Consider the following 26,677-nt stretch of genomic DNA (forward strand, 5'->3'; position numbering starts at 1 on the left):
TCTAGTTTAAATTAAAAGTATAGATATAGCCTCCTTCAAAATCTTTTCTTTCATCTGTAATAACTACGGTTGAATCCGTTTTAAAACAAATGCCTTCTTTTTGAGAATTATGTTCAAATTCAATTTCTCTAATATCTCCTGAGAAAAAATCATCGCCTTTAAAATTTGAAAGTTCCCATAATTTATCATGATTTAAGAGTACTATAGTTTTGCCGTCTTTGCTAATATCGGCTGAGGTAATTTTATTGTTTTTGCCTTTCAAATTATATTTAGAATGCACTTCAGCAACCTGCTTTCCTGTTCTATTTTTAACTTTTAAAACAACAAACTTCTTATGCTCTTTACTAAATATATAAAAGGAGTCGTTAAAGATGAAAAAGGATTCAAAATCTTCAGATTTTTGATCTTTAGGCAGTGTGAATTCAATACGCTCAGCAGTGGCAGTGGCTGCATTTAAATCCTCTGGGTTTACCTTATAGATGGTAAATGTTTTCCGTTTTTTGTTATTATTTCCAAAATCGCCAATATAAATATTGCCGTGATCATCAGAGGTTAAATCTTCCCAGTCTCTATTTTTAGCATTGGTAATATAGAGGTTTCTTACTATATGTCCGTTTTGGTTTAGTCCTATGAGGTTATTGGCATTACCAGCATCTTGAATGACCCAAGTAAGATCCGAATTTTTGCTAAATTCTGCGGCAGATACTTCTTCTAGTTCTTCAGTAATACGCGCTTCAATTTTTAATTGCCCCGTAGATTGACAAGAACTCACAATAAATAATAGAAATATTAGTCTTTTGATGTATATCATTGTAATTTTATACTTTGATTCAAAGTAATGCTCGTCATTAAAACACACAAAAAAATAATCACAAAATCTTCTTAATATAACAGTTTGAATACGGAAAAGGATATTATCATTATTGGCGGAGGAGCGGCTGGTTTCTTTGCTGCCATTAACATTGCAGAACGATACCCAAAAGCATCTGTTGCTATTTTAGAACGTGGAAAAGAAGGTTTACAAAAAGTAAAAATTTCCGGTGGTGGTCGTTGCAATGTGACACATGCAGAGTTTATACCATCTGAATTAGTTCAAAATTATCCAAGAGGAGAAAAGGAGCTTTTAGGGCCTTTTCATACGTTTATGACAGGTGATACCATCGCTTGGTTTGAAGAACGTGGTGTGGCATTAAAAATTGAAGAAGACGGTAGAATGTTTCCGATGTCTAATTCCTCACAAACTATCATTGATTGCTTTTTAGAAGAGGCAGAAAAACATAAGGTTGAAGTGCTTTATAATCATGCTGTAAAAACAGTAAAAGCCTTAGAACATGGTTTTACAATTACCACTTCTCAAGGCGATTTTTATGCTAAAAAATTAATCTTCGCCACAGGAAGCAATCCTAAAATATGGGATATTCTTCAAGATTTAGGTCATCGTATTGTTCCACCGGTACCGTCTTTATTTACCTTTGATATTAAAGACGATCGAATAAAAGGTATTCCTGGTGTTGTAGCCAAACACGTGGACGTTAAAGTGGTTGGCACAGATTTAGAATCCAATGGACCATTATTGATTACACATGTCGGAATGAGCGCACCAGCGATTTTAAAATTGTCTGCATTTGGAGCCGTAGCATTAGCGAAACTGAATTATAATTTTGAGATTGAAATTAATTTTATTCAACAAGATTTTGCAACCTGCGTTGAAGAACTGAGAAATTTTAAGCAAGAGTTTGCTAAAAAAACGGTGTTTAACTCAGCGCAATTCGACTTGCCAAAACGGTTATGGAAAACACTTGTTTTAGCTTCTAAAATTAACGATCAAGAACGTTGGGCGGATATTAATAAGCGGCAACTCGACAATTTAGCAGCACAATTAACCAAAGCTTTATTTAAAGTTACCGGAAAAAGCACATTTAAAGAAGAATTTGTAACGGCTGGAGGTGTAGACTTAAAAGATATTAATTTTAAAACTTTTGAAAGTAAACGCCTTCCAAACCTGTATTTAGCAGGCGAAGTTATAAATGTCGATGCTGTAACGGGTGGTTTTAATTTTCAGAATGCATGGACCAGTGCTTATATGGCTTCAGCTTCTATTACGTTACCTTGATTTCGTTTATGGCGATAGGATGTAATAATGGCTTTAAAATCTTCAAAAATATAAGGCTTTGTAATAATCTGATCTATACCAGCAGCTTCAGCTTTGGTTGAGATTTCACTAGAATTTAAAGCGGTTAACGCCAAAATTGGAATATTAGGATTAAACATTCTTACATGTTTTGTAACTTCATAACCGTCCATATCTGGCATATTTATGTCCATTAAGATAAGATCAAAATCCTTTTCTTTAGCTAAGCATATGGCCTCTTTTCCATTGGATATAGTGACACAAGTATAGCCTTCTATTTTTTCGATATTCTTTTTAGTAATTAGTAAGTTAATTTTATTATCGTCAACTATTAAAACATGCATGCTTCGTTTTTCTGATGTTGAAGCACTTGTTAAATGCGTAGTTGCCATAGAAAGCTGAAACGTTATTTCAAAGAAGAAACTAGTGCCTTCATTTGGAGTGGACACAAAATCAATATCAGAATTATGACTTTTTAGTAACGTCTTTACAATATATAAGCCTAGGCCAGATCCACTACTGTTTTTATTTAAAAATGTTTTGTTTTCAAAAGCACTAAATACAATAGAGCGATGTTCTTCCTTTATACCAATGCCTGTGTCATTCACCTCAAAGCGTAATGTAATGTTGCCGTTTTCTCTGCTTTTTTCAAAAACATTGATGGTAATATGGCCTTTCTTGGTGTATCGTATAGCGTTATAGGCCAAATTAATTAAGATTTGACTAAAGGCTACTTTGTCAATTAAGATATATTCGTTGTCGTCAGATTCGTCTATATGTACTCTTAGTTCTAAGTCTTTATTTTTGGCGGCTACTGCAATAGTACTCACCACATGGCTGACGATTTTCTCAATTTTATCTGGTTTTAATCGGAGATTTTTATTTTCAAATTTTAGTCTATTGGCTTGTAAAATATTGTCTATTAAAATAGATAAATAGTTACTAGAAGATATCAATGACTCTAAATACGATTGTTTTTTACTAGTATCATTTTCTTGATTGATAAGTATAGCTAAACCGTTAATACCGTAAATTGGTGTACGTAATTCATGACTTAAAATTGAGAAAAATTCTAGTCGATCTTTATCAATGGCTAATAGTTTAGAATTAGATTGTTTTAAGGCTTCATTAACTTTGGTAATATTCTTCTTGGCTTTAAAATAAAAGTAGAAACTGGTTAATATAATGGCTAAAGTGATGCTCATTATAATTGTTATTATTGCAAATCTTTTTGAGTTAAGTGCGGCTTTATTACGAATCTCATTTGCTATAGCCAGCTGTTCTTCTGCATTAATAATTTTATGCACTAAAGCACCATTTCTAATGATTTTATATTCTAAATGATTTAATGCTTGGTACTTGTAAGTGTCAGATTTTAAAAGGTATTTATTGGCTGAATCTAGGTTCTTCTTACTATTGGTATAATAAAGATATTTATAGTAGTTTAGAGAGGCCAATTTTCTGTACGAGTTAACATCAGTAAGAATAATAGAAGCTTTCAATTTGTCTTCTTCTATTGCAAACAACGCACCGTAATCCTTAGCATCAAAATCTGAAAGTTTAATTTGAGCAATAGCATTATAGTACTGGTAAGATTGAAATAAATTTTCTTTGAGGTTATTTATAGGATAATTAAGGGAGGGATTGAGTGTAATAAAATCCGAGTTTTTTAATTTTGATAAAGCAAAATTACTAGAGTTGAGCATGCCTATATTATCAAAACTGTAGTAGGCTTTTTTTATCTTATACTCCAGATTAATAAAGTATATTTCGCTATTGAGTTTCTTAGAAATATCTTGAGCTTTTGGATAAAGACTATCAAACTTTGAATAGTTTTTCGCTAATACAAAAGCATTGAGTAAACCTGAATAAGCTAGGTCGCGCCCTGTATCAATATCTAGCGAATCATATAATTGTAATGCCTTGGTGTGGTATATTTCAGCTTTCTGAAAATTAGACATTTTTGTTAAGACCTGTCCATATGCATTATAAGATTCAGCTTCTATATTTTTTAATCCATTTTTTTTGGAAAATGCAATAGCATTATGAATAAGAACGGCCGCCTCATATAGGCTATCGCTTCTTACAAGAGAATTTAGTTTATAACTATTAAACGAGTACGAACTGCTATCTGTGTTTACAAGTGATTCTTGTGCATTTGCAAAGAAGACATTAGTAATCAGCGCTATAAACAAAACAATAACAGTGTTTGATTTGGGGAAACACATGCTTTTAGGGGATTATTGAGACAAAACTAAACTTTTTATCTATTTGAGCAACATTTAATCGGCTTTATTTGCACTTTATAGAATGTTAATTTTTTGAATTTATATTGTGAAATTATTTAATACATTGTAGTTTAATTGGTTATGGGTTTATTTATATGAAGATCTGTTTTAGCTATATTTACATTTTAATTTTAAACATATCGCATGCAAACGTATATTGCTCTTTTACGAGGTATAAATGTCGGAGGTCATAAAAAAATGCCCATGGCGGAACTTAGAGAATTGCTGTCAAAATCAGGATTTGAAAATGTAAAAACCTATATTCAAAGTGGAAATGTAACATTTCAATCTTTAAAAACCGATACAATTGTACTAGAAGAAAGTGTTAAGTCGCTGATTTTAGGAGGGTTTGGTTTTGAGGTGCCTGTTTTGGTACGAACCAACCAACAATTAAAAACAATATTTAATAATTGTCCTTTTGCCGATGAAAAAAAAACGGAAAGCTATTTTGTGTTGTTAAGCGATAATCCTCCTAAAAAAAATATCGACGAAGTGTCAGAAAAAACATATCCTGATGATACTTATGTTATTATAAAAGATTGTATTTACTTGCACTGTACAAAAGGTTATGGCCGTTCAAAATTTAATCTGAATTATTTTGAGAGAAAACTTAATGTCAATGCTACAGCCAGAAACTATAAAACTATGGTAAAACTATTATCTTTGTCCGATATTTAAAAGGCAATGACAGCACAAGACTTTATTCTTAAATCTTACCAGACCACAGTAGAAAACGGATCTGTAAAATGGGAATCACCAAGCAATATCGCATTAGTAAAATATTGGGGGAAAAAGGAACATCAAATTCCAGAAAACCCATCAATTAGTTTTACCCTTTCAAACTGTAAAACGATTACTGAAGTAACTTTTACTAAGAAAGAAAGTGAGGGCTTTAGTTTCGATGTTTTTTTTGAAGGTATAAAAAATGAAGCCTTTAAGCCTAAAATTCAGACGTTTTTTAAGCGCATAGAGAATTATGTACCTTTTTTAAAGGAGTATCATTTTAAGATTGAAACCTCAAATACATTTCCACATAGCTCAGGTATTGCATCTTCTGCTTCTGGTATGAGTGCCATTGCTCTGTGCTTAATGAGTATTGAACAAATCTTAACTAATTACAGTACTTTAGATGCGCCAGATGGTTTTTATAATTCGACTTATTTTAAGCAAAAGGCATCGTTTTTGGCTCGATTAGGTTCCGGAAGTGCATGCCGAAGTGTTGAAGGCACACTTGTTGTTTGGGGAAATAACAACACTTTTGAAGGCAGTTCAGATTTATATGGAGTGAAATATGAAGAGGAGGTACATTCTAACTTTCAAAATTACCAAGATACCATTTTACTTGTAGATAAAGGTGAAAAACAAGTGAGTAGTACTGTTGGTCATCAATTAATGTATGGACATCCATTTGCAAAAGAACGTTTTGCTCAAGCTCATGATAATTTAGCAAAACTGAAAACTATTTTAGCGTCTGGTGATTTAGAGGCTTTTGTGAAAATTGTAGAAAGTGAAGCCTTAACGCTTCATGCAATGATGATGACAAGTATGCCTTACTTTATTCTTATGAAACCAAATACATTAGAAATTATTAATAAAATTTGGGCATACAGATTAAAAACGGATTCAAAAGTTTGTTTTACCCTAGATGCAGGAGCCAATGTTCATGTATTGTATCCTGAAAATGAAAAAGCTTCAATCTTAGAATTTATTAAGACTGAATTGGTTAGCTATTGCCAAAATGGACATTATATTTGCGATCAAATTGGTCTAGGCGCCAACCAAATAGAATTTTAATACGTATATTTGTTAAAGAAATTGCTAATTATACATGAAGGGACCACTATTTTATTCTAAAATACTTTTGTTTGGCGAGTATGGAATTATCAAAGATTCCAAAGGGTTATCTATACCCTATAATTTTTATAACGGAGCGCTTAAGCGTGACGAGAATCCAACCCAAGAAGCACAAGAGTCTAACGAAAGTTTAAAACGTTTTGCTGCCTATTTAGAAGGTTTAGACCATAGTTTAGTAACCTTTAATATTAATAAGTTACAAGAAGATGTTGCTTCAGGTATGTATTTTGATTCCTCTATACCTCAAGGATATGGAGTTGGCAGTAGTGGTGCATTAGTGGCTGCGATTTACGATAAATATGCCAGTGATAAAATTACGGTTTTAGAAAATTTAACGCGCGAAAAATTGCTAAAATTAAAAGCCATTTTTTCTGAAATGGAATCCTTTTTCCACGGAAAATCCTCTGGTTTAGATCCATTAAACAGTTATTTAAGTCTTCCTATTTTAATCAATTCTAAAGATAATATTGAAGCGACAGGTATTCCTTCTCAAAAAACCGAAGGAAAAGGCGCAGTGTTTTTAATCGATAGTGGTATCGTTGGAGAAACGGCACCAATGGTTAGTATCTTTATGGAGAGCATGAAAAACGAAGGGTTCAGAAGCATGCTAAAAGATCAATTTATAAAACATACGGATGCCTGTGTTGATGATTTCTTAAAAGGAGATATGAAATCTTTATTTAAGAATACAAAGCAGCTATCTAAAGTAGTGCTTAATAACTTTAAACCTATGATTCCTGCTCAATTTCATGAGCTATGGAAAAAAGGATTAGAAACCAACGAATATTACCTAAAACTTTGCGGTTCTGGTGGAGGTGGTTACATCTTAGGATTCACTGAAAATATAGACATTGCAAGGAAAGCACTTAAAGGTCAGAAATTAGAGGTAGTATATAATTTCTAAATTTTTAGCTTTTGAGTTTTACGCTTAGAGCTAACTGTTGTTTCAGAAATTTACAGAATTAAACTAATGTTATCAAGACGGCAGAAACACATTCTTCTAAAATTTTTCAGCCTATTTTCTGTAGTTAGAGGTTATAATATTCTAGTGGTAGTATTGGCGCAATACTTGGCTTCAGTCTATATTTTTGCGCACGATAAACCTGTTAAATCGGTACTTTTAGATCTTAATCTTCTCATGTTAGTTTTGGCTTCTTCAGCAACTATTGCAGGTGGTTATATTATTAATAATTTTTACGATTCTGAAAAAGATTTAATCAATAAGCCCAGAAAAACGATGCTAGATCGTTTAGTAAGCCAAAACACAAAACTATCCTTTTATTTTGTTTTAAACTTTTTATCTGTTGTATTTGCCAGCTATGTGTCTTTTAAAGCGGTTATCTTTTTTTCAATGTACATTTTTGCGATTTGGTTGTATTCACATCGCCTAAAAAAGCTGCCGATTGTAGGTAACATGGTCTCTGCCATACTTACAGTAACACCATTTTTTGCCATTTTTATCTATTATCAAAATTTTGAAACCGTTGTCTTTGCTCATGGCCTCTTTTTGTTTTTATTGATTTCTATGAGAGAACTCACAAAAGATTTAGAGAATTTAAAAGGGGATTTAGCGCTTAATTATAGAACAATTCCGGTTATTTATGGTGAGAAAGTATCAAAATTAATGTTAACACTTGTTGCAGTGTGTACCATTATTTCAGCCGTAATATTGGTTCTGTTTTTTAAAATAGGTCATATGTATTATTTCTTTTACCTCAGTATTGCTTTAATCATTTTATATCTTATAATTTTATTAAAATCGAATAAGAAAACACATTATTTAATTTTGCATAACATTCTTAAATTCATCATTGTAAGTGGTGTGTTTTCTATTCTTTTAATTGATGTTTCCATAGTCTTAAACCGAATTTAGTCATAGAAATTGTGATTTTTACCAATTAGGTTATTAAATCAACCAAACAACAAAAATTAATAATAGCAAGATGTAAACTATTGTTTACCTTTGCGAAAAATATTAAACATGAGCAAAAATCAGCATAGCAAAGGAAAAGGGAAAACTTCAGGGAGAGGAAATGCAAATAGTAAAACTAATAGTTTTACTAAAGGTAATGCTCCAGTAAAAAAGAAAGCGAAAGCTACTAATGAACCATCTAATTCAGATGAGATTCGTTTAAATAAATACATTGCTAATAGCGGTATTTGTTCGCGTCGCGAAGCTGATGAGAATATTGCGATTGGTTTAGTTACCGTAAACGGAAAAGTTATCGTAGAAATGGGATATAAAGTAAAACGAACGGATGATGTACGTTTTGATGGTCAACGCATCGCACCAGAGCCACCAGTTTATGTCTTATTAAACAAACCTAAAGGTTTTGCAACTACAACTGCTGAAGGTAAAGGTAGAACAGTTATGGATTTAGTAGCCAATGCAACGAATGCCAATATAAAACCTATTGGTAGATTAGGAAGAAATTCATTAGGATTACTCTTATTTACGAATGATGATACTATTGTTCAAAAATTTACTAACTCTAAGAACGGAGTTGCGAGATTATTTCAAGTGGAACTCGATAAAAATTTAAAGTTTGAAGATTTAAAAAAGATTCAATCCGGATTTAAAATTGAAGGTAAACTTGTTGCCGTTGAGGAAGTAAGCTACATTCAAAATGAGTCTAAAAATCTAGTAGGTATCAAAATTAAAAATACAGGAAATACAATTTTACGCACTATTTTTGATCATCTTAACTACGATATTGTGAAAATTGATTGTGTAGCGATAGGTCATTTAACCAAAAAAGATATTCCTAGAGGTCATTGGAAGCATCTTACTGAACAAGAGGTAAATACCTTGAAAATGCTATAGGCACTGCGCTAAGCCTCAATTTACAAAATTTTTAAAACTTACCGTTCGTCGAATAAATGTTACATTTTATCGGTCGGTTCGTTGTTTTTTCTATATTGCCAACCCAAATAGTTAAAAATAACCTACTTATGAAAAATGTAATACTCATTTTTGTATTTCTACTTATGGTAAATTGTACAGCGGATTCATCTAGTGTACTCGAACCTCAAAATCAATTAAGTGTTGAAGCTTATAATTGTGTGGACGATTTGCCACAAGTTAAAGTCACAAATAACGGTACTGTTAATTTCGACTTAATTATTTACAATCAAGAGGGTCTCAGCGAGATTTATGAAGAAAATTTATCTATTTCCGATCAAAGTGAATGGATAGAATTACCAAATAATGACATTCTCATTGTTATTAATAATGTTGATTACGGAGGTCATAAAATCGAGCTAACAGCCTTTCCTTGTGAAAGTGTTGAAGTTGAGATTGATATCAACAATGTTTTATCCGTTTTAGGTATATAAGGCAACCTATAACCGTTTTACTATTTCACTTTAAAGGTATAGGAGGCGATGAAGTCTTCATTGATTATAACATGTACATCGTAAAAACCCGAGGTTTTAAATTGATGTTCAATTATAAGCGAAGCGTTTAGAGTTGATGTCGAAAAAGGTATTGTTTCCCATGACGTAAATCCATTGTCTATTAGAAGTTTAATACCTTTTATCTGGGCCGTGGATTTTAAGTCGTATTCAAACCTTACTTTTTGATAAGGCAGAACCGTTTGATTCATCTTGTCTGGTAGAATATGTTTATTTAGAAGTGTATAAGCTTTTCCGTATAGTACTGGAGAGTCTAAAAAGTGATGTAAAGACGGAGGGTTCTTTTCTATTAACCACCATTTTGATTTTACAGGAAAATGATTTACGGAAAATAACATAGGATTGGTTAGAAAAAAGCCATCATTATATTGAAATGTAAACCGATTGGTTTTAGGGTTTGGGTATCCGCTTGCCCAAGTTGGGTCGCATAAATACCATTTATTATCTAGTTTTACGGCATTCCAAGAATGGTTAGGTTGGTCTAATTTATCTATATTTGTAGTACTTACCCTTCCATAGCCTATTACAATTTCACATTCTATATGTGCCAGTTGTGAAAGTTCTTTAACGAGATATGCATAGCCTGTACAAATTGTACTTTGATCTTTACGAAGTTTACTAAATAGTTTTTTTCTGAATTTGCTATTCCATTTTTCGAGCTTAGTGCTGTCATTTTTAAAGCGTTGACGTTGGCGTTTTTGTTTTAAAAACAGATTGTAATTATTAGATATATTCTGACATACCCATATGTAAATGGCTCTAAAACGTTCTACTTCTGTATCTAAATGAGACGTAAGATTATAAGCAAGTAGAGGCAAGTTAGAAAGCCCTTCGTCTTTGTAAGCTAAAGCAATACTATCTGATTTTTTAAAATCGAGATGATTAAAATCAGATCTTTGAGCGTAAATCTGAGTAACAAAAATAAAGGGCCATATCAATAGATATATTTTCAAGAGATACGTTTTAATTTTTACGTTTAGATGTATATGGTTTTACGGATTGTAATGCGCCACTAATTTCAATTAAATCTTCAGTTAATATTAGTGTAATAAAGGTCGTGTCATCTTTTATTTCTACTTTTTGAGTTTTATATCCTAAATAACTAAATAGTAAAATATCACCAGCTTTTAAGGTGTTTGGAAACGTAAATTCCCCCTTTTCATTTGTTACAGTCCCATTAGTAGTACCTTGTTGAATAATGTTAACGCCTTCTAAACCTGAAGTTTCATCGCTAACTATTCCTTTAATAACCTTTTCACTAGAGGTTACTTCTGAAATTGAGCGTGTAGCTGTTTGTCCATACATAGGATGTAATGACATAACGGTTAGCAGTAGTAGTAGGCCAAATACATTTAAAATCTTGCTAGTTGGTTTTTGAGTGATGTTTAATGTTGAGATCATAATATTAAATTGTTTTGTTTACAGTAAATCTATATGCTAGCGTTACCATATTATAGTTAAATTGAGTAATGTCATCCTTTAAGTACGTAAAGTAGTGATTTGGATTAGGGATAGATTTTGGGATGCAATTGTTGTTCTAATTTTATGGAATGACTTAAACAAGTAGCGAAAAAAAGAACTAAAAAGATCTTTTTTCTATACGGTGAAACCAGAATTGAGTAGATTATATGATCTGTAATCAATAGCAAATTCTCAATGTTTTCTGAATGAGGTGTGGGTTTAAATCTTTGGTAATCAGTTGTGTTAAAAATAATTTAAAAAAAATAAAAAAAAGATCATTGTATTAAAAAATAAATTACATTTGCTGCGAAAATTGGATACCATGTATTAATTTATAATTTCAATTTTTAGCTGAACAATTGAAACGTGTTTTTATGTTCGGGCTTTTGAAAATTAGGAAGTCATATTCAAAAGCTGCTTATAAGATAAGTAACCGAATTTTAGAGCTAACTTCCGCATCTTCGATAGCTGCTAGTCAGCATATTTATGGTTTTGTACCTACGACACAAAGCCAGATTCAAGTATGATATAGTGTCATTACGAGCTGTATGACGACCCTATTTTTTTAATTTATACTTGAATTTTTTTTACAACATGAACAATAAATATATTGATCTCATTGATCAATCATTCGACTTTCCTCAGCCAGAATTTAAGCTAGAGGATAAAACCTTACATTTCCATGATATAGACCTCATGACATTAGTAGAAACCTATGGTGCACCTTTAAAATTCACCTATTTACCACAGATTTCTAACAACATTCAGCGTGCTAAAACATGGTTTGCAGATGCGTTTAAAAAGTATAACTATAAAGGACAATACAAGTATTGCTATTGTACTAAAAGTTCGCACTTTAAGCACGTTTTAGACGAAGCACTATCTAATGATATTCATATTGAAACCTCATCGGCGTTTGATTTAGATATTGTTAGAGCACTTAAAAAAGAAGGAAAAATCACTGACAAAACGTATGTGTTAAGCAACGGTTTTAAACGCGAAAAATACATTTCTAATATCGCTGCTCTTATAAATGATGGACACCAAAACTGTATTCCAATCATAGATAACTATGAGGAAATAGACTTATTATCGGAAGAAATAAACGGAAAATTTCAAGTAGGTATAAGAATTGCCTCTGAAGAAGAACCGAAGTTTGAATTCTATACCTCTCGATTAGGCATTGGTTATAAAAACATTGTACCTTTTTATAAAAATCAAATTCATACGAATAAGAAGGTCGAGTTAAAAATGTTGCACTTTTTTATTAACACAGGCATTAGAGACAATGCGTATTACTGGAATGAATTGCACAAATGTTTAAAGGTCTATACGTCACTGAAGAAAATTTGTCCAACCTTAGATAGTTTAAACATTGGAGGAGGTTTTCCTATTAAAAACTCGCTCGCATTCGATTTTGACTACGCTTATATGGTAGATGAAATTGTAAACCAAATTAAAATTGTTTGCGATGAAGAAGAGGTTGACACTCCGAATATTTTTACAGAATTTGGAAGTTTTACCGTTGGAGAAAGTGGAGGTGCTATTTATAAAATCCTTTACCAAAAGCAACAAAATGATCGTGAAAAATGGAACATGATTAATTCCTCATTTATTACAACTTTACCAGATACTTGGGCTATAAATAAGCGTTTTATTATGCTGCCAATCAATCGTTGGCGCGATAGCTATGAGCGTGTGCTATTGGGAGGTTTAACTTGTGATAGTGATGATTACTACAACAGCGAGCAGCACGTTAATGCCATTTATTTACCAAAATACAATAAGGATAAAGATTTGTATATCGGTTTTTTTAATACAGGAGCTTACCAAGAAACCATTGGAGGATTTGGAGGGTTGCAACATTGTCTAATTCCAACTCCTAAACATGTTTTAATACAAAAGGATGAAGATGGGAAATTAAGCACTCGTGTTTTTGCAGAACAACAAAAAAGTGAAGATCTATTAAGCATTTTGGGGTATGAAGCAGAGTCGAAGGAGACAAATACCTCAAGAGCTAAGACCGCTGAACTGTTAGAAAATAGAATATAAACTAGAACTAAAATTGTTGAGTCGAAACTATCAATCGAAGATAGAATGAACCAGAAGGTTTAATCGAGAAAACAATGAAAATACAATTAAAGAATTAAGTTTTAAGAATAACATTTAATAAAATCCTACTTCTCTGGGAAAAGATTATGAATAAACAAACTTACGCTGGTATTCCAGAAGATTTAGCCAAATTAGAAACGGCTAAAATCGTATTAATTCCGGTACCATATGATGGTACAAGTACATGGCAAAAAGGTGCTGACAAAGGTCCTGATGCTTTTTTAGATGCTTCTGCTAATATGGAGCTCTATGATATTGAAACAGATTCTGAAGTCTATTTACAAGGAGTATTCTTGGCAGATGCTGTTACTGAGAATACATCACCAGAATCTATGGTAGAAGCCGTTCATAAAGTCACCAAATCGTATATTAAGAAGAACAAATTCGTAACTGTAATTGGTGGAGAACATTCTATATCTATTGGCACCATTAGAGCTTTCAATGAAATGTTCGAGAACATAACGGTTTTGCATATCGATGCGCATGCAGATTTACGTAAAAGCTACGAAGGTTCTACCTGCAACCATGCTTGTGCGGTTTATGAAGCGAGTCAAGCCACCAATTTAATTCAAGTAGGTATCCGATCAATGGATAGCATTGAGAAAACCGTTATGGACGAAGAAAAAACTTATTTCGCTCATGAGATGGCTGTTGATGATGGTTGGATGGATGCGGCAATTGATCAAATGACCGATAATGTATTTATCACATTCGATTTGGATGCCTTTGATCCTTCAATTATGCCTAGCACAGGAACTCCAGAACCAGGAGGTTTATTGTATTACGAAACCTTAGAATTTTTAAAACAAGTCTTCGAAGAAAAAAATGTGGTTGGGTTTGATATTGTAGAATTATGTCCTAATGAGATTGATAAATCGTCAGATTTTTTAGCGGCTAAATTGTACTACAAAATGTTGAGCTACAAATTTCAAGATCAAAATATAGAAGATCATTTTGAAAGCAACTTTCATAATTCAACACAAAACGGAAACAAAAAAACTAAATTCAACACAGAAGATGACAACGACTAAAGGAGAAATTTCAAAATTTATAGAAAAATATTATTTACACTTTAATGCTGCAGCTTTAGTTGATGCCGCTAAAGGGTACGAAGAACAACTCAATTCTGGAGCAAAGATGTTAGTTTCTTTGGCTGGTGCTATGAGTACAGCTGAACTGGGTAAGATTTTTGCCGAAATGATTCGTCAAGATAAGGTTCAAATTGTGTCTTGTACAGGAGCAAATCTCGAAGAAGATATTATGAATTTAGTGGCGCATTCACATTATAAACGCGTCCCAAATTATAGAGATTTAACACCTCAAGATGAATGGAATTTGCTCGAAAAAGGATTAAATCGAGTTACTGATACGTGTATTCCAGAAGAGGAAGCGTTTAGACGAATACAAGAACATATTGTAAAAATTTGGAAGGACGCTGAAGCTAAAGGTGAACGCTACTTGCCACATGAGTATATGTACAAGTTGTTGTTGTCAGGTGTTTTAGAAGAATATTACGAAATAGATATTAAAGATTCTTGGATGTATGCTGCCGCAGAGAAAAACTTACCTATTGTTTGTCCGGGTTGGGAAGATAGCACTATGGGGAACATTTTTGCTAGCTATGTTTTAAAAGGTGAGTTAAAAGCAAGTACTATGAAATCTGGTATAGAATACATGACCTTTTTGGCGGACTGGTATACCGATCATTCAGAAAATGGTATTGGATTCTTTCAAATAGGTGGTGGAATTGCTGGTGATTTTCCAATTTGTGTGGTACCTATGTTATATCAAGACATGGAACGTACCGAGACCCCATTTTGGAGTTATTTTTGTCAAATAAGTGATAGTACTACAAGTTACGGCTCGTATTCTGGAGCGGTTCCTAATGAGAAAATAACTTGGGGTAAATTAGATATTAATACCCCGAAATTTATCATTGAAAGTGATGCTACCATTGTTGCACCATTGATTTTTGCTTATCTTTTAGATATGTAATGGAAGAGCATAAAATAGACAACATAGAATTAAGTTTTTTAACGGTTGACGATTTTGAAGCCTTAAAATCGGCAACCTTAGAAGCCTATGGTGGTGTTTTAAATTCGTATTGGAAAAAAGACCATATTGCGCGTTTAACTTCTATTTTTTCTGAAGGTCAAGTGGTTATCAAAATTGATGGCCAATTGGCTGGTTGTGCGTTGTCTTTAATTGTCGATTACGATAAAATTGATGACAACCACACTTATGCAGATATTATTGAAGGGGATAAATTTAAAAACCACGATCCTAATGGAGATGTGCTTTACGGTATTGACGTTTTTATTAAACCTGAATATAGAGGTCTCCGATTAGGCCGACGTTTATACGATTACCGAAAAGAATTGTGTGAAAATCTAAACCTTAAGGGTATAGTTTTTGGCGGTAGAATGCCAAATTATTACAAGTATAAAGCACAATATTCCCCTAAAGAATATATTCAGAAGGTGAAGTATAAGGAAATTCACGATCCGGTTTTAAACTTTCAGATGTCTAATGATTTTCATCCCATACGAATCATTAAAGGATATTTAGAAGGCGATACGGCTTCAAGTGAATATGCAGTGTTAATGGAATGGGATAATATTTATTATACCAAACCGAACAAAAAGGCGAGTAGTGTTAAAACTGTGGTGCGTTTAGGGTTGATTCAGTGGCAAATGCGACCTTATAACGATTTAGAGGATCTCATGCGACAAGTGGAGTACTTTGTAGATAGTGTGTCTGCTTATCGTTCAGATTTCGCTGTGTTTCCTGAGTTTTTTAATGCACCATTGATGGCAAAATACAATCATTTGCATGAGTCGCAAGCCATTAGAAAACTGGCAGGTTATACAAAAACTGTGGTAGAAAAGATGCAGCAATTGTCCATTTCATATAACATAAATATCATTTCTGGAAGTATGCCAGAAATTGTTGATGATGTTTTGTATAATGTGGGTTACTTATGCCGAAGAGATGGGAGTTTAGAGCGCTATGAGAAAATCCATGTCACACCAGATGAAGCTAAAGTCTGGGGCATGCAAAGGGGTAATCAACTCAAAACATTTGAAACGGATGCAGGAAAAATAGGTGTATTAATTTGTTATGATTCCGAATTTCCTGAATTGTCTAGATTGTTAGCAGATGAAGGGATGGATATTTTATTTGTGCCGTTTTTAACCGACACTCAAAATGGGTATTCTCGTGTGCGTTTATGTGCACAAGCTAGAGCGATTGAAAATGAATGTTATGTAGCCATTGCAGGTAGTGTAGGGAATTTACCCAATGTAAATAATATGGATATCCAATATGCGCAATCTGCTGTGTTTACGCCTTGTGATTTTGCTTTTCCAAGTAATGGCATAAAGGCAGAAACTACACCTAATACAGAAATGATATTAGTTGCTGATATAGATTTGGGATTGTTAAGAGAATTGCATTCCTTTGGAGCAGTTAAAAATTTAAAAGATCGCAGAAAAGATGTTTACGATGTTATACGTGTAAACAAATAAGTATTATATTTAAAAAAAAAATAGCTTCAGAGATATTATGAGAAAATGACGTCGCCATATCTTAACCCTTATTGTGGAGCATCATTTTTATTATGGATATAACAGCTGACATATAGAAAAAATAAAATTTACCTGATGAAACCAAAAGACGCCCATTTAAAACGAGTAATTGTTGACTTTAAAAAGTTAACCCCTGAAATATTAGCGCTTCTAGTAGAAAAATATCCTGATGGATATGACGATGATAATGTTATCTCGTTTAAAAATGCTAAAAATGAAATTGTTGAAGCTGTTGAAGTTACTACCGAGGATACCAAATATTTGGTAAAAGTAAGCACCAAGCTAGAACAAACAATGGAAAATTACGACGAGGATGATTATGAAGATTTCGAAGATGATGATCCAAATGCAGTGGTAGATCCGGAATTAGAACCAGGTGCTGAAGACGCCGATTTTACCTAAACAGTAATTTAAAATTTCGTTTTAAAATCCTATAAATTATTACTCAGCTATAATTCTGTTTGCAGAACTCATATAGCTGAGTTTTTTTGTTAGCAACCTGATTAAAAGATAAAATTAATCAAGCTTTAGGTATTTTATTGATAACGATTTTTTGAGAAGTACTTCCCAGATAAATACAGCAAATACAATGATATATTCTAGGCTTATAATCCATAGGTTTTCGGTATTTGAAGCGTTTGTGTAAGCCAGATAACTTAAAATGATGACCAAGGACCAAACTAGTGGGAATTTGTAATTGGTGAATATGCCACATATAATGAGTGTAGCAATGTACCATGGATGTACTGTGGTGCTTAAAAACAAGTAACATGTTAAGACCAATAACATTGAAGTTATTAATTGTGGTAACTGCATATGCTTTTTTATAAACGAAAAGCTTAAAATAATCAGTATAGCAATAATCGGCAGTACTTTACCAATTATTGCAATTTCATTATAACCTGTAATACTATAGCCAATAGCTCTAGCAAGGTAATAGATACTTGCGTTGAATTCAAAATTTCCAAACCAAAGTCCCACCGTTTTAGAATAATTGTCTATAAATTCCATTGAGAAAAATGGCAAGAAGAAGGCTATTAGCGAGAGTCCAATAACGGTGTAGAACATTATAAGTTTTGAATATGAAATCTTGCTTGTATCCGCTCTTTTAAAATAATTATAAAACAGCGGTAGCAACATCAATGGTATTAATTTTACCGAAACCGAACAAGCCAAGATAAAAGCTGCCCATTTCCATTTGTTAATTTGTAAGAGGTAAAGCGACCAAATAAAGAAGAAAATCATGACTCCTTCAAAATGAAGATTTCCTGTAAGTTCAATTATTATAAACGGATTTAAGGAGTACCAGAAAATGCGATGAACAGGCATGTTTAATGCTTTCAGAAGTTTTTTTCCGAAGTAAATGGTGCCAATGTCTGCTGCAATGATAAGAAGACGCATAACAATAACAGCTCCCAAAATACTTTTACTAGAGAAGAATGCTGCAATGGTAAAGCATAACTGATTTATGGGAGGGTAATTGGTAAAATGAGAAGCGCTTAAAGCTCCCATACCATTATATAAGGTTTGTGCTTGCGCAATTGGAAATTTTCCGTTGAGAATAAAAGAATCAGGTGTGTATAGATAGGGGTTAAATCCTTCCATAATCATACGGCCGTCCCATATAAAGCGGTAAAAATCTTGAGATAAATTTGGAGTCGCGCACAGAAATAATAAGCGAACAACAACAGAGAAAACAATTAAAAGTCTAAAATCTAATTGTCTTTTTATAATCTGAAAAGTTAGGATAAAGAGCGTAACATAAATACCGATTAATGGTAATGCGTCTGCACGCATTATGCCATAAGCAAACCAAATGTATAGAACACAACTAAGAATAAAAAATAGGATAGGAACTTTGTGATATTTCCAAAGCAAACTCACACCTTAGAGCTTAATGACTTAAAGAATACATAGCCAAAACCAATAAAAAGCATTAAGTGAAATGGGAACAAACCAAAATCACCTCCTTGGTCTCCTACAATAAAAGCGCTATACATACCAAAAGCAAAATAGAGCATTAAAAAACCTTCAATCACCACATGTGGAGATAATTTTTTTCTGAGGTATTTATTGCCTTTCCATGAATCTCTAATGGTGCTAATATTAAATTTAGGAGTTCTTACAAATTCACTACGTTTTCCAATATGACCTTCAATTACCGCAATTGAATTATGAAGCGAAAAGCCCATTGCAATTGAGAAGAACGTAAAGAACATTCCTATATAACTAAAGAATTTCTTAAAACCACTACCATAGATGTTGCGATACATAAACCAATAACACACAAAGAAAATAATGGTGCTCATTACAAAGAAACTCATCACATAGAAATAATTTCTTAAATGCGCGTATTCGTTTTTTATGTACAACATCGGAATACTTAAAATAGCAACAGTAAAAATGCTTAAAAACATGGTGCTGTTTAATAAGTGCAATAACCCGTGAATTTTAGTTTTAGACGAAATATTGTCCGATTTTATAACGCGCCAAAGCATTTTTCTGAAGTTTTCGGCTCCACCCTTATTCCAACGGAATTGTTGTGAACGCGCAGCGCTAATGACTACTGGTAATTCTGCAGGAGTTTCAACATCTTCTAAATATTTAAACTCCCAATTTTTTAATTGTGCTCGGTAACTTAAATCTAAATCTTCAGTCAGGGTATCGCCTTCCCAATTTCCAGCATCTAGGATACAAGCTTTTCGCCAAACTCCGGCTGTGCCGTTAAAATTAATAAAATGACCTTTACTATTTCTACCTACTTGCTCTAATGTAAAATGCGCATCTAAAGCAAAAGCTTGAATCTTCGTTAACAAGGAATAATTTCTATTAATATGACCCCAACGCGTTTGAACCACACCTATATTTTCATTTTTAAAATAAGGAATGGTACGCTTTAACCAGTTTGGTTGTGGTAAAAAGTCAGCATCAAAAATAGCTATAAATTCACCTTTTGCAATTTTTAAACCTTCTTTTAAAGCTCCAGCTTTAAATCCACTTCTGTCAGTTCTGGTAATATGTTTTATGTCTAAACCCGTTTTTGCTAATTGCTCTACATGTGCTTTGGTTGTCGCCACAGTTTCATCTGTAGAATCATCTAAAACTTGAATCTCTAATTTGTCTTTAGGATATTCTAAAAGCGCAATATTATCTAATAAACGCTCCATCACATACATTTCGTTGTAAACAGGAAGTTGAATGGTTACAAATGGGATTTCTTCAGCAATAGAAAAATCAAAGATATCGCAATCTTGTCTTTTCTTTTTTGAAGATAAATAATTGTAAAGTAAATTTAGTTGCGCTAAAGCGTACATAAATATGAGTACAATGGCAACGGTGTAGATAACAATAACGATTGATTCGAGAATCATTTTTTAAAACTGTATTTAAAAATCCAACCTAAGATTTTTATGCCTGCAAAGATAGCACCTTTTATCGTACCTGAAACTTTTGAGACACCTATTCTGTTTCTATAATTAACAGGAATTTCTCTATAGCTTAATTTCTGTTTTAAAACTTTTAATTGCATTTCTACCGTCCAGCCGTACGTTTTATCTTCCATATTAAGGCCTAATAATTTAGAGTACTTAATAGCTCTAAAAGGACCTAAATCTGTAAAAGTTGATTGAAAAAATAACGCCATTAAGCTTGTTGCTAGCCAATTACCAAAAATTTGAGGTGTGGTCATAGAGCCTTCTTCCCGTAAGTTTTTAACGCGTGCACCAACTACGAAATCTATATTTTCTTTTACTATAGGTTGAATGATTTTTGTGAGTTCTTCAGGATAATCGCTATAATCTCCGTCTAAAAAAACGATGATATCTGGCTTTTTTTCTAATTTAGAAATATAATCCATTCCTTTTAAACAAGCGTAACCATAGCCTTTTTGGTGCTCAACAAGTACAGTTGCACCTGCGTTTTTGGCATTAATTTCAGTATTGTCGGTAGAATTATTACTCACCACAATAACTTCATCAACTATTGAGGGTATGTCTTTTATAACTAAAGGAATGGATGCTTCCTCGTTATAAGCTGGAATAATAACTTTTATGTTGGGCATTTAATTCAATTAAAAATGCAATAATACAATTTTGAAAAGGCATTAGCTTAGGTATTCACCGGAAGTTTTATCTAAGCTAACAAAGACAGCAATTAATTATGCTAATGTTCTGATGTTTCTTTTAAACGATAAGTGATGAATCCTTACTTCTGATTTACCAATTCCATTAAATCAACATCATTCCCTAATAATACATCTTTTGAGTTAATTCTACCTTTCATGCTATCGTTTTCTAACTTTAAAACTCCTCTAGGACAAACCGCAGAACAAATACCACAACCCACACAACTAGAGCGTACAATATTTTCACCCTTCTGTGCATATGCTCTCACATCAATTCCCATCTCACAATACGTGGAACAGTTACCGCAAGAAATACATTGCCCTCCGTTAGTGGTAATTCTAAATTTAGAAAATAAGCGTTGCTGAAGGCCTAAAATAGCAGCCATAGGACAACCAAAACGACACCAAGAGCGGTTACCTAATATTGGATAAAAACCGGTGCCAATTACCCCAGAAAAGATGGAGCCAATATAGATACCATATGCTGCTCTTAATGCTCCGGCTTTAATATAGAAAAGATGATCTGTTGTGCCTGTAAAATGCATAAATAACAAAAGTGCAATTGCAATAAAGAAGCTAATAGCTCCGTATTTTGCATCTTTTGCTAATTCCTGACGTTTAAATATCATAGTCGCCGCAAAGACTAAGGTTAATAAACCAATAACTAAACTGATGAAAACACCTCGCGTAAGCCAAAAATCATTTTTATCGTATCCGAGATAAGTGTACACGACTGCTGTGGTCATAATCACCGAAAAAACTAATACCACATGGATTAACCAACGCTCAATTTTCCATGCGTACATTTTTTTAGAGGATAATTGCCTAAAAGAGTCACCAGCCGTTTCGGCTAAGCCACCACAACCGCAAACCCAAGAACAATACCAACGTTTACCATATTTATAGGTTAAGATTGGTGTAAAAACAAAAATTGATAGGATGCCAAAAATGAGTAAAGCTAGTCCAATATTACCACTAGATAAAAACCCTTTTACAGACCACTCATCAAAAATATAGTAGTTTAATGGCCAAATACTTTTAAGGTCGTAGTAGGGCAAATCATTATTCATAACGTACATAAATTCAGGAATCAAAAAGGCAAAACCCAATTGAAAAAACATCACTGAGACTGTACGTAATTGCTGGTAACGATTGTGCCTGTATTTCAAAATAAATTTATATCCAAAAGCCAAAATAGCAACAGTATAAAGTGTACCATACACAAACCACTGACTGGCATTACGCCCGCTTAATAATTGACTCAAGGGATCAAAAAGGGCAATTAATCCTGTGTTTGCTTCTCCGTTTGTACCTAAACCCAAATATTTTGGAAAAAAATATAGAACAATATAGAAGGTGGTTAAAACAACTCCGAGAATCCACCCTAAAATTCCACGCGATGAAATAGATTTAAACCAAACACCATCGTTTTTTATACCTTCATGCTTGGCGAGGTATGCTTCTCTAGAAAACCATAGAGTACCACCAATAATGGCACTTAAGGCTAAGGTAAGAAATACCCCTTGGTTAGGGAAATTAGTGTTTAGTAGGGCTAAGGTTAATATAAATAACCCAATAACTCCAATGGCAACGGCTGCTTTTTGTTTGTTGTTAATACCTAAGGCATCTGGTTTAGCCAAAGACATGCTGTGATTTAATTTGTTGCTCATTAGGATATAGTTTGTAAGGTGTTTTTGTAGGTTTTAAGAATATCATTTTCAAATCTTGAATAAAATTCAGGATCAAAATTGGCTTCAGGTAAATGATGTATAACATAATCTACATCGCGTTTTTCGGTAAGCCAACGGTCAAAAACTTCGTGACGCATACGAATCCCAAAGGTATTGATGCCTAAAAATTCATTCGTGTTTTTATGGTAAGCAATGGTTATACATTTGGTGTCATCGTCATGTTTCCAATGAAAATGCTGTTCGTATCCTGGGCGTCCACGTTCACCAAACACCCACCCGTAAGTTTGGTATTCGATATCTAAAAATTTCGCCGAATTAAACCAATGACCTGGATTATAAGCCATTTTGTTGCCACAAATTGTTTGCGCTAAAGTTTCACCCATCATACGACCTGTGTACCAAACCGCTTCAATAGGTCTTCGATTGCCAATGGCTTCATGCTGTTCTGCACAATCTCCAATGGCATAAACATCAGAAATATTAGTTTCTAAAAAACGATTCACTTTTACACCTCTTCCCAACTCAATATCAGAATTTTTTAAAAAATCGATATTAGGAGTCACACCAGCGGTTAAACCAACCACATTACACGGTATTTCTTCACCAGTTTCGTCAATGATGATAGATGTTACTTTACCGTTATTGTCCGATTTAATTTCTCTAAGGTTTGACGATAATCGTAAATCTATATGATGATTTTTAATATGTCTAGTAATCATAGCGCTTTCCCCTTTAGGTAAAACTCCATTCCAAAAACTAGCTTCTCTAACTAAAAACGTTACCGGAATACTTCTACTATTTAGCATTTCTGCTAATTCAATACCAATTAAACCTCCACCAACAATTACGGCATGTTTACAGATTTCATTATTAGGTGCGTATCGTTCTAATTGTTCTAAATCTTGTTTGTGATACATGCCCATAACCCCTTTTAAATCTTGTCCTGGCCAACCAAATTTATTGGGTTTACTGCCAGTTGCAATGACCAATTTGTCATAGGTTAGCGTGTCTCCTTCTTCAAAATGTAGTGTTTTAGAGCTGGTGTCTACCGTATTTACATAACCTTTTTTAAGGATAATGTTGTTCTTTTCCCAAAACCAGTTTTCGTAGGGTTGCGTGTTTTCAAACTTCATATGGCCCATGTAAACATACATTAACGCTGTTCGAGAAAAGAAATAATCGGTTTCGGCAGAGACAATAGTTATTTTTTTATCAGATAACTTTCTTATATGTCTCGCAAGTGTAACTCCAGAAATGCCGTTACCAATAATAACGATGTGTTCCATAAATTGATGTTGTTGATATAACCAATAGGTCGAAGCTTTTGTTAAAACCTTAACCGATTAGTCGAATTTCTTTAAATTTAGACATTATTTTATAGTATGCGACAGATTTTCTATTTCCTTTTATGTTTCATTGTCTTTAGTTGTGCTGCTGCTAAATACAAGCCTACAAAAATTAATGGTGTTAGTTTTGTGGCGGCAAGAGATGTTATTGACCAGACACATACCCAACCGATTATTAGTATTAATGCCAATGCTGCGGCTATTATGCCATTTGGCTTTCTAAAAGATGTTAATCATCCTAAAATTATTCATAACACAGACCGTCAATGGTTTGGAGAAACAAGAGCAGGCGCAAAACAATACATAGAAACATTGCATAAAGACCAGATTGAAGTTATGATAAAACCTCAGATTTGGATTTGGCATGGAGAGTTTACAGGCTTTTTGAAAATGAATTCTGAAGCCGATTGGAAACTTTTAGAAACATCGTATACCAACTTTATTTTAGCGTATGCAGAACTAGCCGAAGAATTAAATGTTGAAGTGTTTTGTATTGGTACTGAGCTAGAAGAATTTGTAAAGAATAGACCAGCATATTGGCATCAGTTAATAAAAGAAATTAGAACAATTTATACCGGAAAATTAACTTACGCTGCGAATTGGGACGAGTTTTGGACCACACCGTTTTGGCCAGAATTAGATTATATTGGTATCGATGCGTATTTTCCTGTGAGCGATATGCAAACTCCAACGATTGAAGATTGTATTAAAGGATGGGAAAAGCACAAACCTGGTCTTAAGGCCTTTTCAGAAAAATTAAACCGCCCAATTGTATTTACAGAATACGGATATCGAAGTGTAGACTACACAGGTAAAGAGCCTTGGCGCTACGATAGGTCAATGACCTCTGTAAATCTCACAGCACAGCAAAATGCTACACAAGCACTATTTGAAACCGTTTGGAATGAAGAATGGTTTGCAGGTGGTTACCTTTGGAAGTGGTTTATTAATCATAACGACGTAGGTGGTTTGGAAGACAATCAATTTACTCCGCAGAATAAACCTGTGGAGCAAATTATTAAAGCTCACTATAAAAACGCGTTGTAATAAAAGACTATTCGCTTTCTAGAGTTTTAAATTCTTTTATGGCTTTGTTTGGTTCTATAATGTTGTACCCTTTCCAGAATTCAGGATCGTATTGGTTTAATTGTGTGGGCTCCGTAAAGGCGGTTTGTGTTAAGGTTTTAAAATCGGATTCCGTAATCGCATCGGTTTCAAAAACAATGAGTTCTGTTTTTTCAATATTTCTTACAACAAAATGGATGTCGCCTTTTAACTCATTTTGTTTACGTCTGCCTTTTACATGTTTGTTTTTTTCAACAATTTTTATTGGCCGCTTGATGCCTACTTGTTGACCTAATGTTTCATCTCTGTATTTTAAGCTGTACTTTTCATTTTCATTTTTCTGAAAGATGATAGTCCCTGTTTTTAAATATTTTTTCATGGAAATACCAAGTAATGAGAACTTACTTAAAGGTTTTACATTTTTGTAATCGACTCTTACCACGGCGAAATCTTCAGTATTTACATACATTGTTCCAGAAAAGTCTTCACTGCGCTTGGGCTTAAAAGGAATAACGTATACAAACATGTCGTTGATATAAGCGTAATCTGCAATTTCAAATTCGTAACGTCTCGATTTATGAATAAAATTAAGATCGTTGTCTTCATCAATAAAATTATTGTTTTCAAAATTGTGAATCTGCATCTTTCTCCAGTGTAAAAAACCAATTTTTTGTATGGAATCTTTTCGCTTTTGTTCAGCAAGTAAGACTTCTGATGCTTGTTGATCTTCTTCTTGATTCTCGCCAAACAACGACGGATCGATATCTTCTTTAACGCTAAACCAGCCCGATTTAATCTTAAAATACGAATCGCGTTTTACATATTTTTTAAATATAGTATTGAATCGCTTTTCGTAGTTGTCCATATTGATGTCCTTAGATTTATCATATAAACGGCAAGCTTTTAGAATGTTTAATTTCTGTGGGGATTGAGGGTCAATTTTACCAAAGATTTCGCCCAATATTTCGGTGTGATGACTATTTGTTTTAGGCATAATTTGCAACAAACTATCAATTAATTGCTGATTGAATTCTGGTATGGTAGATACCTCTAAATTCACATCATATTTATCCATTTCATTATAATATGAAGTTCTGTAAAAGAGCTTGCGTTTGTTGTAGTTAAAGTCGTAGTTAACCTCAAGATTTTCCTTTATATTATCGAGAATTTCGTCAATGGTGTAATTTTTATTAGTGACTAACACTTCTGATAAATCGACGGTTTTAGACTCTAAATATATCTTATCATTGTTGAAATTTAGAAGTGCTATTCGTTTTTCTTCATAACCTAAACAACTAATATGAAGTGAGTCTGTCGCTTTTATTTGGCGCGTTATGGTAATATTAAATTCGCCATTATCGTTACTGATAACTCCAGTTTTAGCATTAAATTGAATGGTTGCAAAAGGAATGACTTGCTTTGTCTTTGCATCTAATAAGGTTGAAGAATACGTTTGCTGTCCGTAAGATTGCGATACCAACAATAGTGATATCGCAATAAGGATTGATTTAATGTTCATTTTTTGATTGATTGGTTAATAGTCAGCAAAGTAGAAGATTGAATTAATATTGAAAATTGATTTAAACTTTTGTTAAGTAAGATTTA

The 26,677-nt window shown here is 33.2% G+C and carries 23 protein-coding genes; 13 read left to right on the forward strand and 10 right to left on the reverse strand.

Annotated elements, in window-relative coordinates; translation table 11 throughout:
- Nucleotide 1 precedes the first annotated feature (1 nt).
- Entirely contained in the window at nt 2–811 is an 810-nt protein-coding gene (locus tag C8N41_RS05180; RefSeq protein WP_115838441.1) for an SdiA-regulated domain-containing protein, read from the reverse strand.
- An 84-nt stretch (nt 812–895) separates the two neighbouring features.
- On the opposite strand from C8N41_RS05180, the gene C8N41_RS05185 reads away from it, so the two are divergent.
- The gene (locus tag C8N41_RS05185) at nt 896–2,113 is read left to right on the forward strand and encodes a BaiN/RdsA family NAD(P)/FAD-dependent oxidoreductase (RefSeq protein ID WP_115838442.1); all 1,218 of its coding nucleotides are present in this window, start codon (nt 896–898) and stop codon (nt 2,111–2,113) included.
- Here the strand turns inward: C8N41_RS05185 and C8N41_RS05190 are convergent.
- On the reverse strand, nt 2,080–4,359 hold the full coding sequence (locus C8N41_RS05190; RefSeq protein ID WP_115838443.1) for a hybrid sensor histidine kinase/response regulator: 2,280 nt from the start codon (nt 4,357–4,359) through the stop codon (nt 2,080–2,082). The genes C8N41_RS05185 and C8N41_RS05190 overlap by 34 nt on opposite strands.
- Before the next feature lie 204 nt (nt 4,360–4,563).
- On the opposite strand from C8N41_RS05190, the gene C8N41_RS05195 reads away from it, so the two are divergent.
- The 6 genes from C8N41_RS05195 (at nt 4,564) to C8N41_RS05220 (ending at nt 9,609) form a co-directional block, all read left to right on the forward strand.
- Entirely contained in the window at nt 4,564–5,097 is a 534-nt protein-coding gene (locus C8N41_RS05195; protein WP_115838444.1) for a DUF1697 domain-containing protein, read from the forward strand.
- A 6-nt stretch (nt 5,098–5,103) separates the two neighbouring features.
- A complete protein-coding gene (locus C8N41_RS05200; RefSeq protein WP_115838445.1) occupies nt 5,104–6,213 on the forward strand; it encodes a diphosphomevalonate/mevalonate 3,5-bisphosphate decarboxylase family protein in 1,110 nt (369 codons plus the stop codon).
- 34 nt (nt 6,214–6,247) lie between these two features.
- Nucleotides 6,248–7,177 (forward strand): mevalonate kinase family protein, encoded by a 930-nt coding sequence (locus tag C8N41_RS05205; RefSeq protein ID WP_115838446.1) that lies wholly within the window; start codon nt 6,248–6,250, stop codon nt 7,175–7,177.
- A 66-nt stretch (nt 7,178–7,243) separates the two neighbouring features.
- Complete coding sequence (locus C8N41_RS05210; RefSeq protein WP_092445077.1) at nt 7,244–8,146, forward strand: geranylgeranylglycerol-phosphate geranylgeranyltransferase; 903 nt, start codon at nt 7,244–7,246, stop codon at nt 8,144–8,146.
- A gap of 108 nt (nt 8,147–8,254) precedes the next feature.
- Entirely contained in the window at nt 8,255–9,097 is an 843-nt protein-coding gene (locus C8N41_RS05215) for a pseudouridine synthase (RefSeq protein ID WP_115838447.1), read from the forward strand.
- A 128-nt stretch (nt 9,098–9,225) separates the two neighbouring features.
- A complete protein-coding gene (locus C8N41_RS05220) occupies nt 9,226–9,609 on the forward strand; it encodes a hypothetical protein (RefSeq protein WP_147298931.1) in 384 nt (127 codons plus the stop codon).
- Nucleotides 9,610–9,629: 20 nt separating this feature from the next.
- On the opposite strand, the gene C8N41_RS05225 is transcribed toward C8N41_RS05220, so the two are convergent.
- The gene (locus C8N41_RS05225; protein ID WP_115838448.1) at nt 9,630–10,640 is read right to left on the reverse strand and encodes a transglutaminase domain-containing protein; all 1,011 of its coding nucleotides are present in this window, start codon (nt 10,638–10,640) and stop codon (nt 9,630–9,632) included.
- 10 nt (nt 10,641–10,650) lie between these two features.
- Nucleotides 10,651–11,088 carry a carboxypeptidase-like regulatory domain-containing protein gene (locus C8N41_RS05230; RefSeq protein ID WP_092445069.1) on the reverse strand — a complete coding sequence of 146 codons (438 nt, stop codon included), beginning with the start codon at nt 11,086–11,088 and terminating at the stop codon, nt 10,651–10,653.
- 654 nt (nt 11,089–11,742) lie between these two features.
- On the opposite strand from C8N41_RS05230, the gene C8N41_RS05235 reads away from it, so the two are divergent.
- The 5 genes from C8N41_RS05235 (at nt 11,743) to C8N41_RS05255 (ending at nt 17,249) form a co-directional block, all read left to right on the forward strand.
- Nucleotides 11,743–13,200, forward strand: a complete 1,458-nt coding sequence (locus C8N41_RS05235) for an arginine decarboxylase (RefSeq protein ID WP_115838449.1) — start codon at nt 11,743–11,745, stop codon at nt 13,198–13,200.
- A gap of 146 nt (nt 13,201–13,346) precedes the next feature.
- The gene (gene speB / locus C8N41_RS05240; RefSeq protein ID WP_115838450.1) at nt 13,347–14,291 is read left to right on the forward strand and encodes an agmatinase; all 945 of its coding nucleotides are present in this window, start codon (nt 13,347–13,349) and stop codon (nt 14,289–14,291) included.
- Nucleotides 14,278–15,255 (forward strand): deoxyhypusine synthase family protein, encoded by a 978-nt coding sequence (locus C8N41_RS05245; protein WP_092445063.1) that lies wholly within the window; start codon nt 14,278–14,280, stop codon nt 15,253–15,255. The genes speB and C8N41_RS05245 overlap by 14 nt, the downstream gene beginning before the upstream one ends.
- A complete protein-coding gene (locus C8N41_RS05250) occupies nt 15,255–16,787 on the forward strand; it encodes a carbon-nitrogen hydrolase family protein (RefSeq protein WP_092445061.1) in 1,533 nt (510 codons plus the stop codon). Before C8N41_RS05245 ends, C8N41_RS05250 begins: the two co-directional genes overlap by 1 nt.
- A 135-nt stretch (nt 16,788–16,922) precedes the next feature.
- Nucleotides 16,923–17,249 (forward strand): hypothetical protein, encoded by a 327-nt coding sequence (locus C8N41_RS05255; protein WP_092445059.1) that lies wholly within the window; start codon nt 16,923–16,925, stop codon nt 17,247–17,249.
- A gap of 114 nt (nt 17,250–17,363) precedes the next feature.
- On the opposite strand, the gene C8N41_RS05260 is transcribed toward C8N41_RS05255, so the two are convergent.
- The 5 genes from C8N41_RS05260 to C8N41_RS05280 form a co-directional block, all read right to left on the reverse strand.
- Nucleotides 17,364–18,644 (reverse strand): mannosyltransferase, encoded by a 1,281-nt coding sequence (locus tag C8N41_RS05260; RefSeq protein ID WP_249033243.1) that lies wholly within the window; start codon nt 18,642–18,644, stop codon nt 17,364–17,366.
- 83 nt (nt 18,645–18,727) lie between these two features.
- Nucleotides 18,728–20,218, reverse strand: a complete 1,491-nt coding sequence (locus tag C8N41_RS05265) for a cellulose synthase family protein (RefSeq protein ID WP_115838452.1) — start codon at nt 20,216–20,218, stop codon at nt 18,728–18,730.
- On the reverse strand, nt 20,215–20,907 hold the full coding sequence (locus tag C8N41_RS05270) for a glycosyltransferase family 2 protein (RefSeq protein ID WP_092445053.1): 693 nt from the start codon (nt 20,905–20,907) through the stop codon (nt 20,215–20,217). Before C8N41_RS05270 ends, C8N41_RS05265 begins: the two co-directional genes overlap by 4 nt.
- Nucleotides 20,908–21,050: 143 nt before the next feature.
- The gene (locus tag C8N41_RS05275; RefSeq protein ID WP_115838453.1) at nt 21,051–22,640 is read right to left on the reverse strand and encodes a 4Fe-4S binding protein; all 1,590 of its coding nucleotides are present in this window, start codon (nt 22,638–22,640) and stop codon (nt 21,051–21,053) included.
- Nucleotides 22,640–23,947, reverse strand: a complete 1,308-nt coding sequence (locus C8N41_RS05280; protein ID WP_115838454.1) for an NAD(P)/FAD-dependent oxidoreductase — start codon at nt 23,945–23,947, stop codon at nt 22,640–22,642. Before C8N41_RS05280 ends, C8N41_RS05275 begins: the two co-directional genes overlap by 1 nt.
- Before the next feature lie 96 nt (nt 23,948–24,043).
- Between C8N41_RS05280 and C8N41_RS05285 the strand changes: the two genes are divergently transcribed.
- Nucleotides 24,044–25,054 (forward strand): glycoside hydrolase family 113, encoded by a 1,011-nt coding sequence (locus C8N41_RS05285; protein WP_115838455.1) that lies wholly within the window; start codon nt 24,044–24,046, stop codon nt 25,052–25,054.
- Between the two features lie 7 nt (nt 25,055–25,061).
- On the opposite strand, the gene C8N41_RS05290 is transcribed toward C8N41_RS05285, so the two are convergent.
- Complete coding sequence (locus C8N41_RS05290) at nt 25,062–26,591, reverse strand: carboxypeptidase-like regulatory domain-containing protein (protein ID WP_115838456.1); 1,530 nt, start codon at nt 26,589–26,591, stop codon at nt 25,062–25,064.
- Between the last annotated feature and the right edge of the window lie 86 nt (nt 26,592–26,677).

The organism is Winogradskyella sediminis, assembly GCF_003387355.1.
Classification (GTDB): domain Bacteria; phylum Bacteroidota; class Bacteroidia; order Flavobacteriales; family Flavobacteriaceae; genus Winogradskyella; species Winogradskyella sediminis.

What these genes read in the sequence shown, in the direction of transcription:
- C8N41_RS05235 (WP_115838449.1), top strand. Translation starts at nt 11,743, where the DNA reads ATGAACAATAAATATATTGATCTCATTGATCAATCATTCGACTTTCCT.
- speB (WP_115838450.1), top strand. Translation starts at nt 13,347, where the DNA reads ATGAATAAACAAACTTACGCTGGTATTCCAGAAGATTTAGCCAAATTA.
- C8N41_RS05205 (WP_115838446.1), top strand. Translation starts at nt 6,248, where the DNA reads ATGAAGGGACCACTATTTTATTCTAAAATACTTTTGTTTGGCGAGTAT.
- C8N41_RS05230 (WP_092445069.1), bottom strand. Translation starts at nt 11,088, where the DNA reads ATGATCTCAACATTAAACATCACTCAAAAACCAACTAGCAAGATTTTA.
- C8N41_RS05200 (WP_115838445.1), top strand. Translation starts at nt 5,104, where the DNA reads ATGACAGCACAAGACTTTATTCTTAAATCTTACCAGACCACAGTAGAA.
- C8N41_RS05250 (WP_092445061.1), top strand. Translation starts at nt 15,255, where the DNA reads ATGGAAGAGCATAAAATAGACAACATAGAATTAAGTTTTTTAACGGTT.
- C8N41_RS05255 (WP_092445059.1), top strand. Translation starts at nt 16,923, where the DNA reads ATGAAACCAAAAGACGCCCATTTAAAACGAGTAATTGTTGACTTTAAA.
- C8N41_RS05245 (WP_092445063.1), top strand. Translation starts at nt 14,278, where the DNA reads ATGACAACGACTAAAGGAGAAATTTCAAAATTTATAGAAAAATATTAT.
- C8N41_RS05280 (WP_115838454.1), bottom strand. Translation starts at nt 23,947, where the DNA reads ATGGAACACATCGTTATTATTGGTAACGGCATTTCTGGAGTTACACTT.
- C8N41_RS05260 (WP_249033243.1), bottom strand. Translation starts at nt 18,644, where the DNA reads ATGCGTGCAGACGCATTACCATTAATCGGTATTTATGTTACGCTCTTT.
- C8N41_RS05270 (WP_092445053.1), bottom strand. Translation starts at nt 20,907, where the DNA reads ATGCCCAACATAAAAGTTATTATTCCAGCTTATAACGAGGAAGCATCC.
- C8N41_RS05265 (WP_115838452.1), bottom strand. Translation starts at nt 20,218, where the DNA reads ATGATTCTCGAATCAATCGTTATTGTTATCTACACCGTTGCCATTGTA.
- C8N41_RS05215 (WP_115838447.1), top strand. Translation starts at nt 8,255, where the DNA reads ATGAGCAAAAATCAGCATAGCAAAGGAAAAGGGAAAACTTCAGGGAGA.
- C8N41_RS05195 (WP_115838444.1), top strand. Translation starts at nt 4,564, where the DNA reads ATGCAAACGTATATTGCTCTTTTACGAGGTATAAATGTCGGAGGTCAT.
- C8N41_RS05290 (WP_115838456.1), bottom strand. Translation starts at nt 26,591, where the DNA reads ATGAACATTAAATCAATCCTTATTGCGATATCACTATTGTTGGTATCG.
- C8N41_RS05210 (WP_092445077.1), top strand. Translation starts at nt 7,244, where the DNA reads ATGTTATCAAGACGGCAGAAACACATTCTTCTAAAATTTTTCAGCCTA.
- C8N41_RS05285 (WP_115838455.1), top strand. Translation starts at nt 24,044, where the DNA reads ATGCGACAGATTTTCTATTTCCTTTTATGTTTCATTGTCTTTAGTTGT.
- C8N41_RS05275 (WP_115838453.1), bottom strand. Translation starts at nt 22,640, where the DNA reads ATGAGCAACAAATTAAATCACAGCATGTCTTTGGCTAAACCAGATGCC.
- C8N41_RS05220 (WP_147298931.1), top strand. Translation starts at nt 9,226, where the DNA reads ATGAAAAATGTAATACTCATTTTTGTATTTCTACTTATGGTAAATTGT.
- C8N41_RS05190 (WP_115838443.1), bottom strand. Translation starts at nt 4,359, where the DNA reads ATGTGTTTCCCCAAATCAAACACTGTTATTGTTTTGTTTATAGCGCTG.
- C8N41_RS05180 (WP_115838441.1), bottom strand. Translation starts at nt 811, where the DNA reads ATGATATACATCAAAAGACTAATATTTCTATTATTTATTGTGAGTTCT.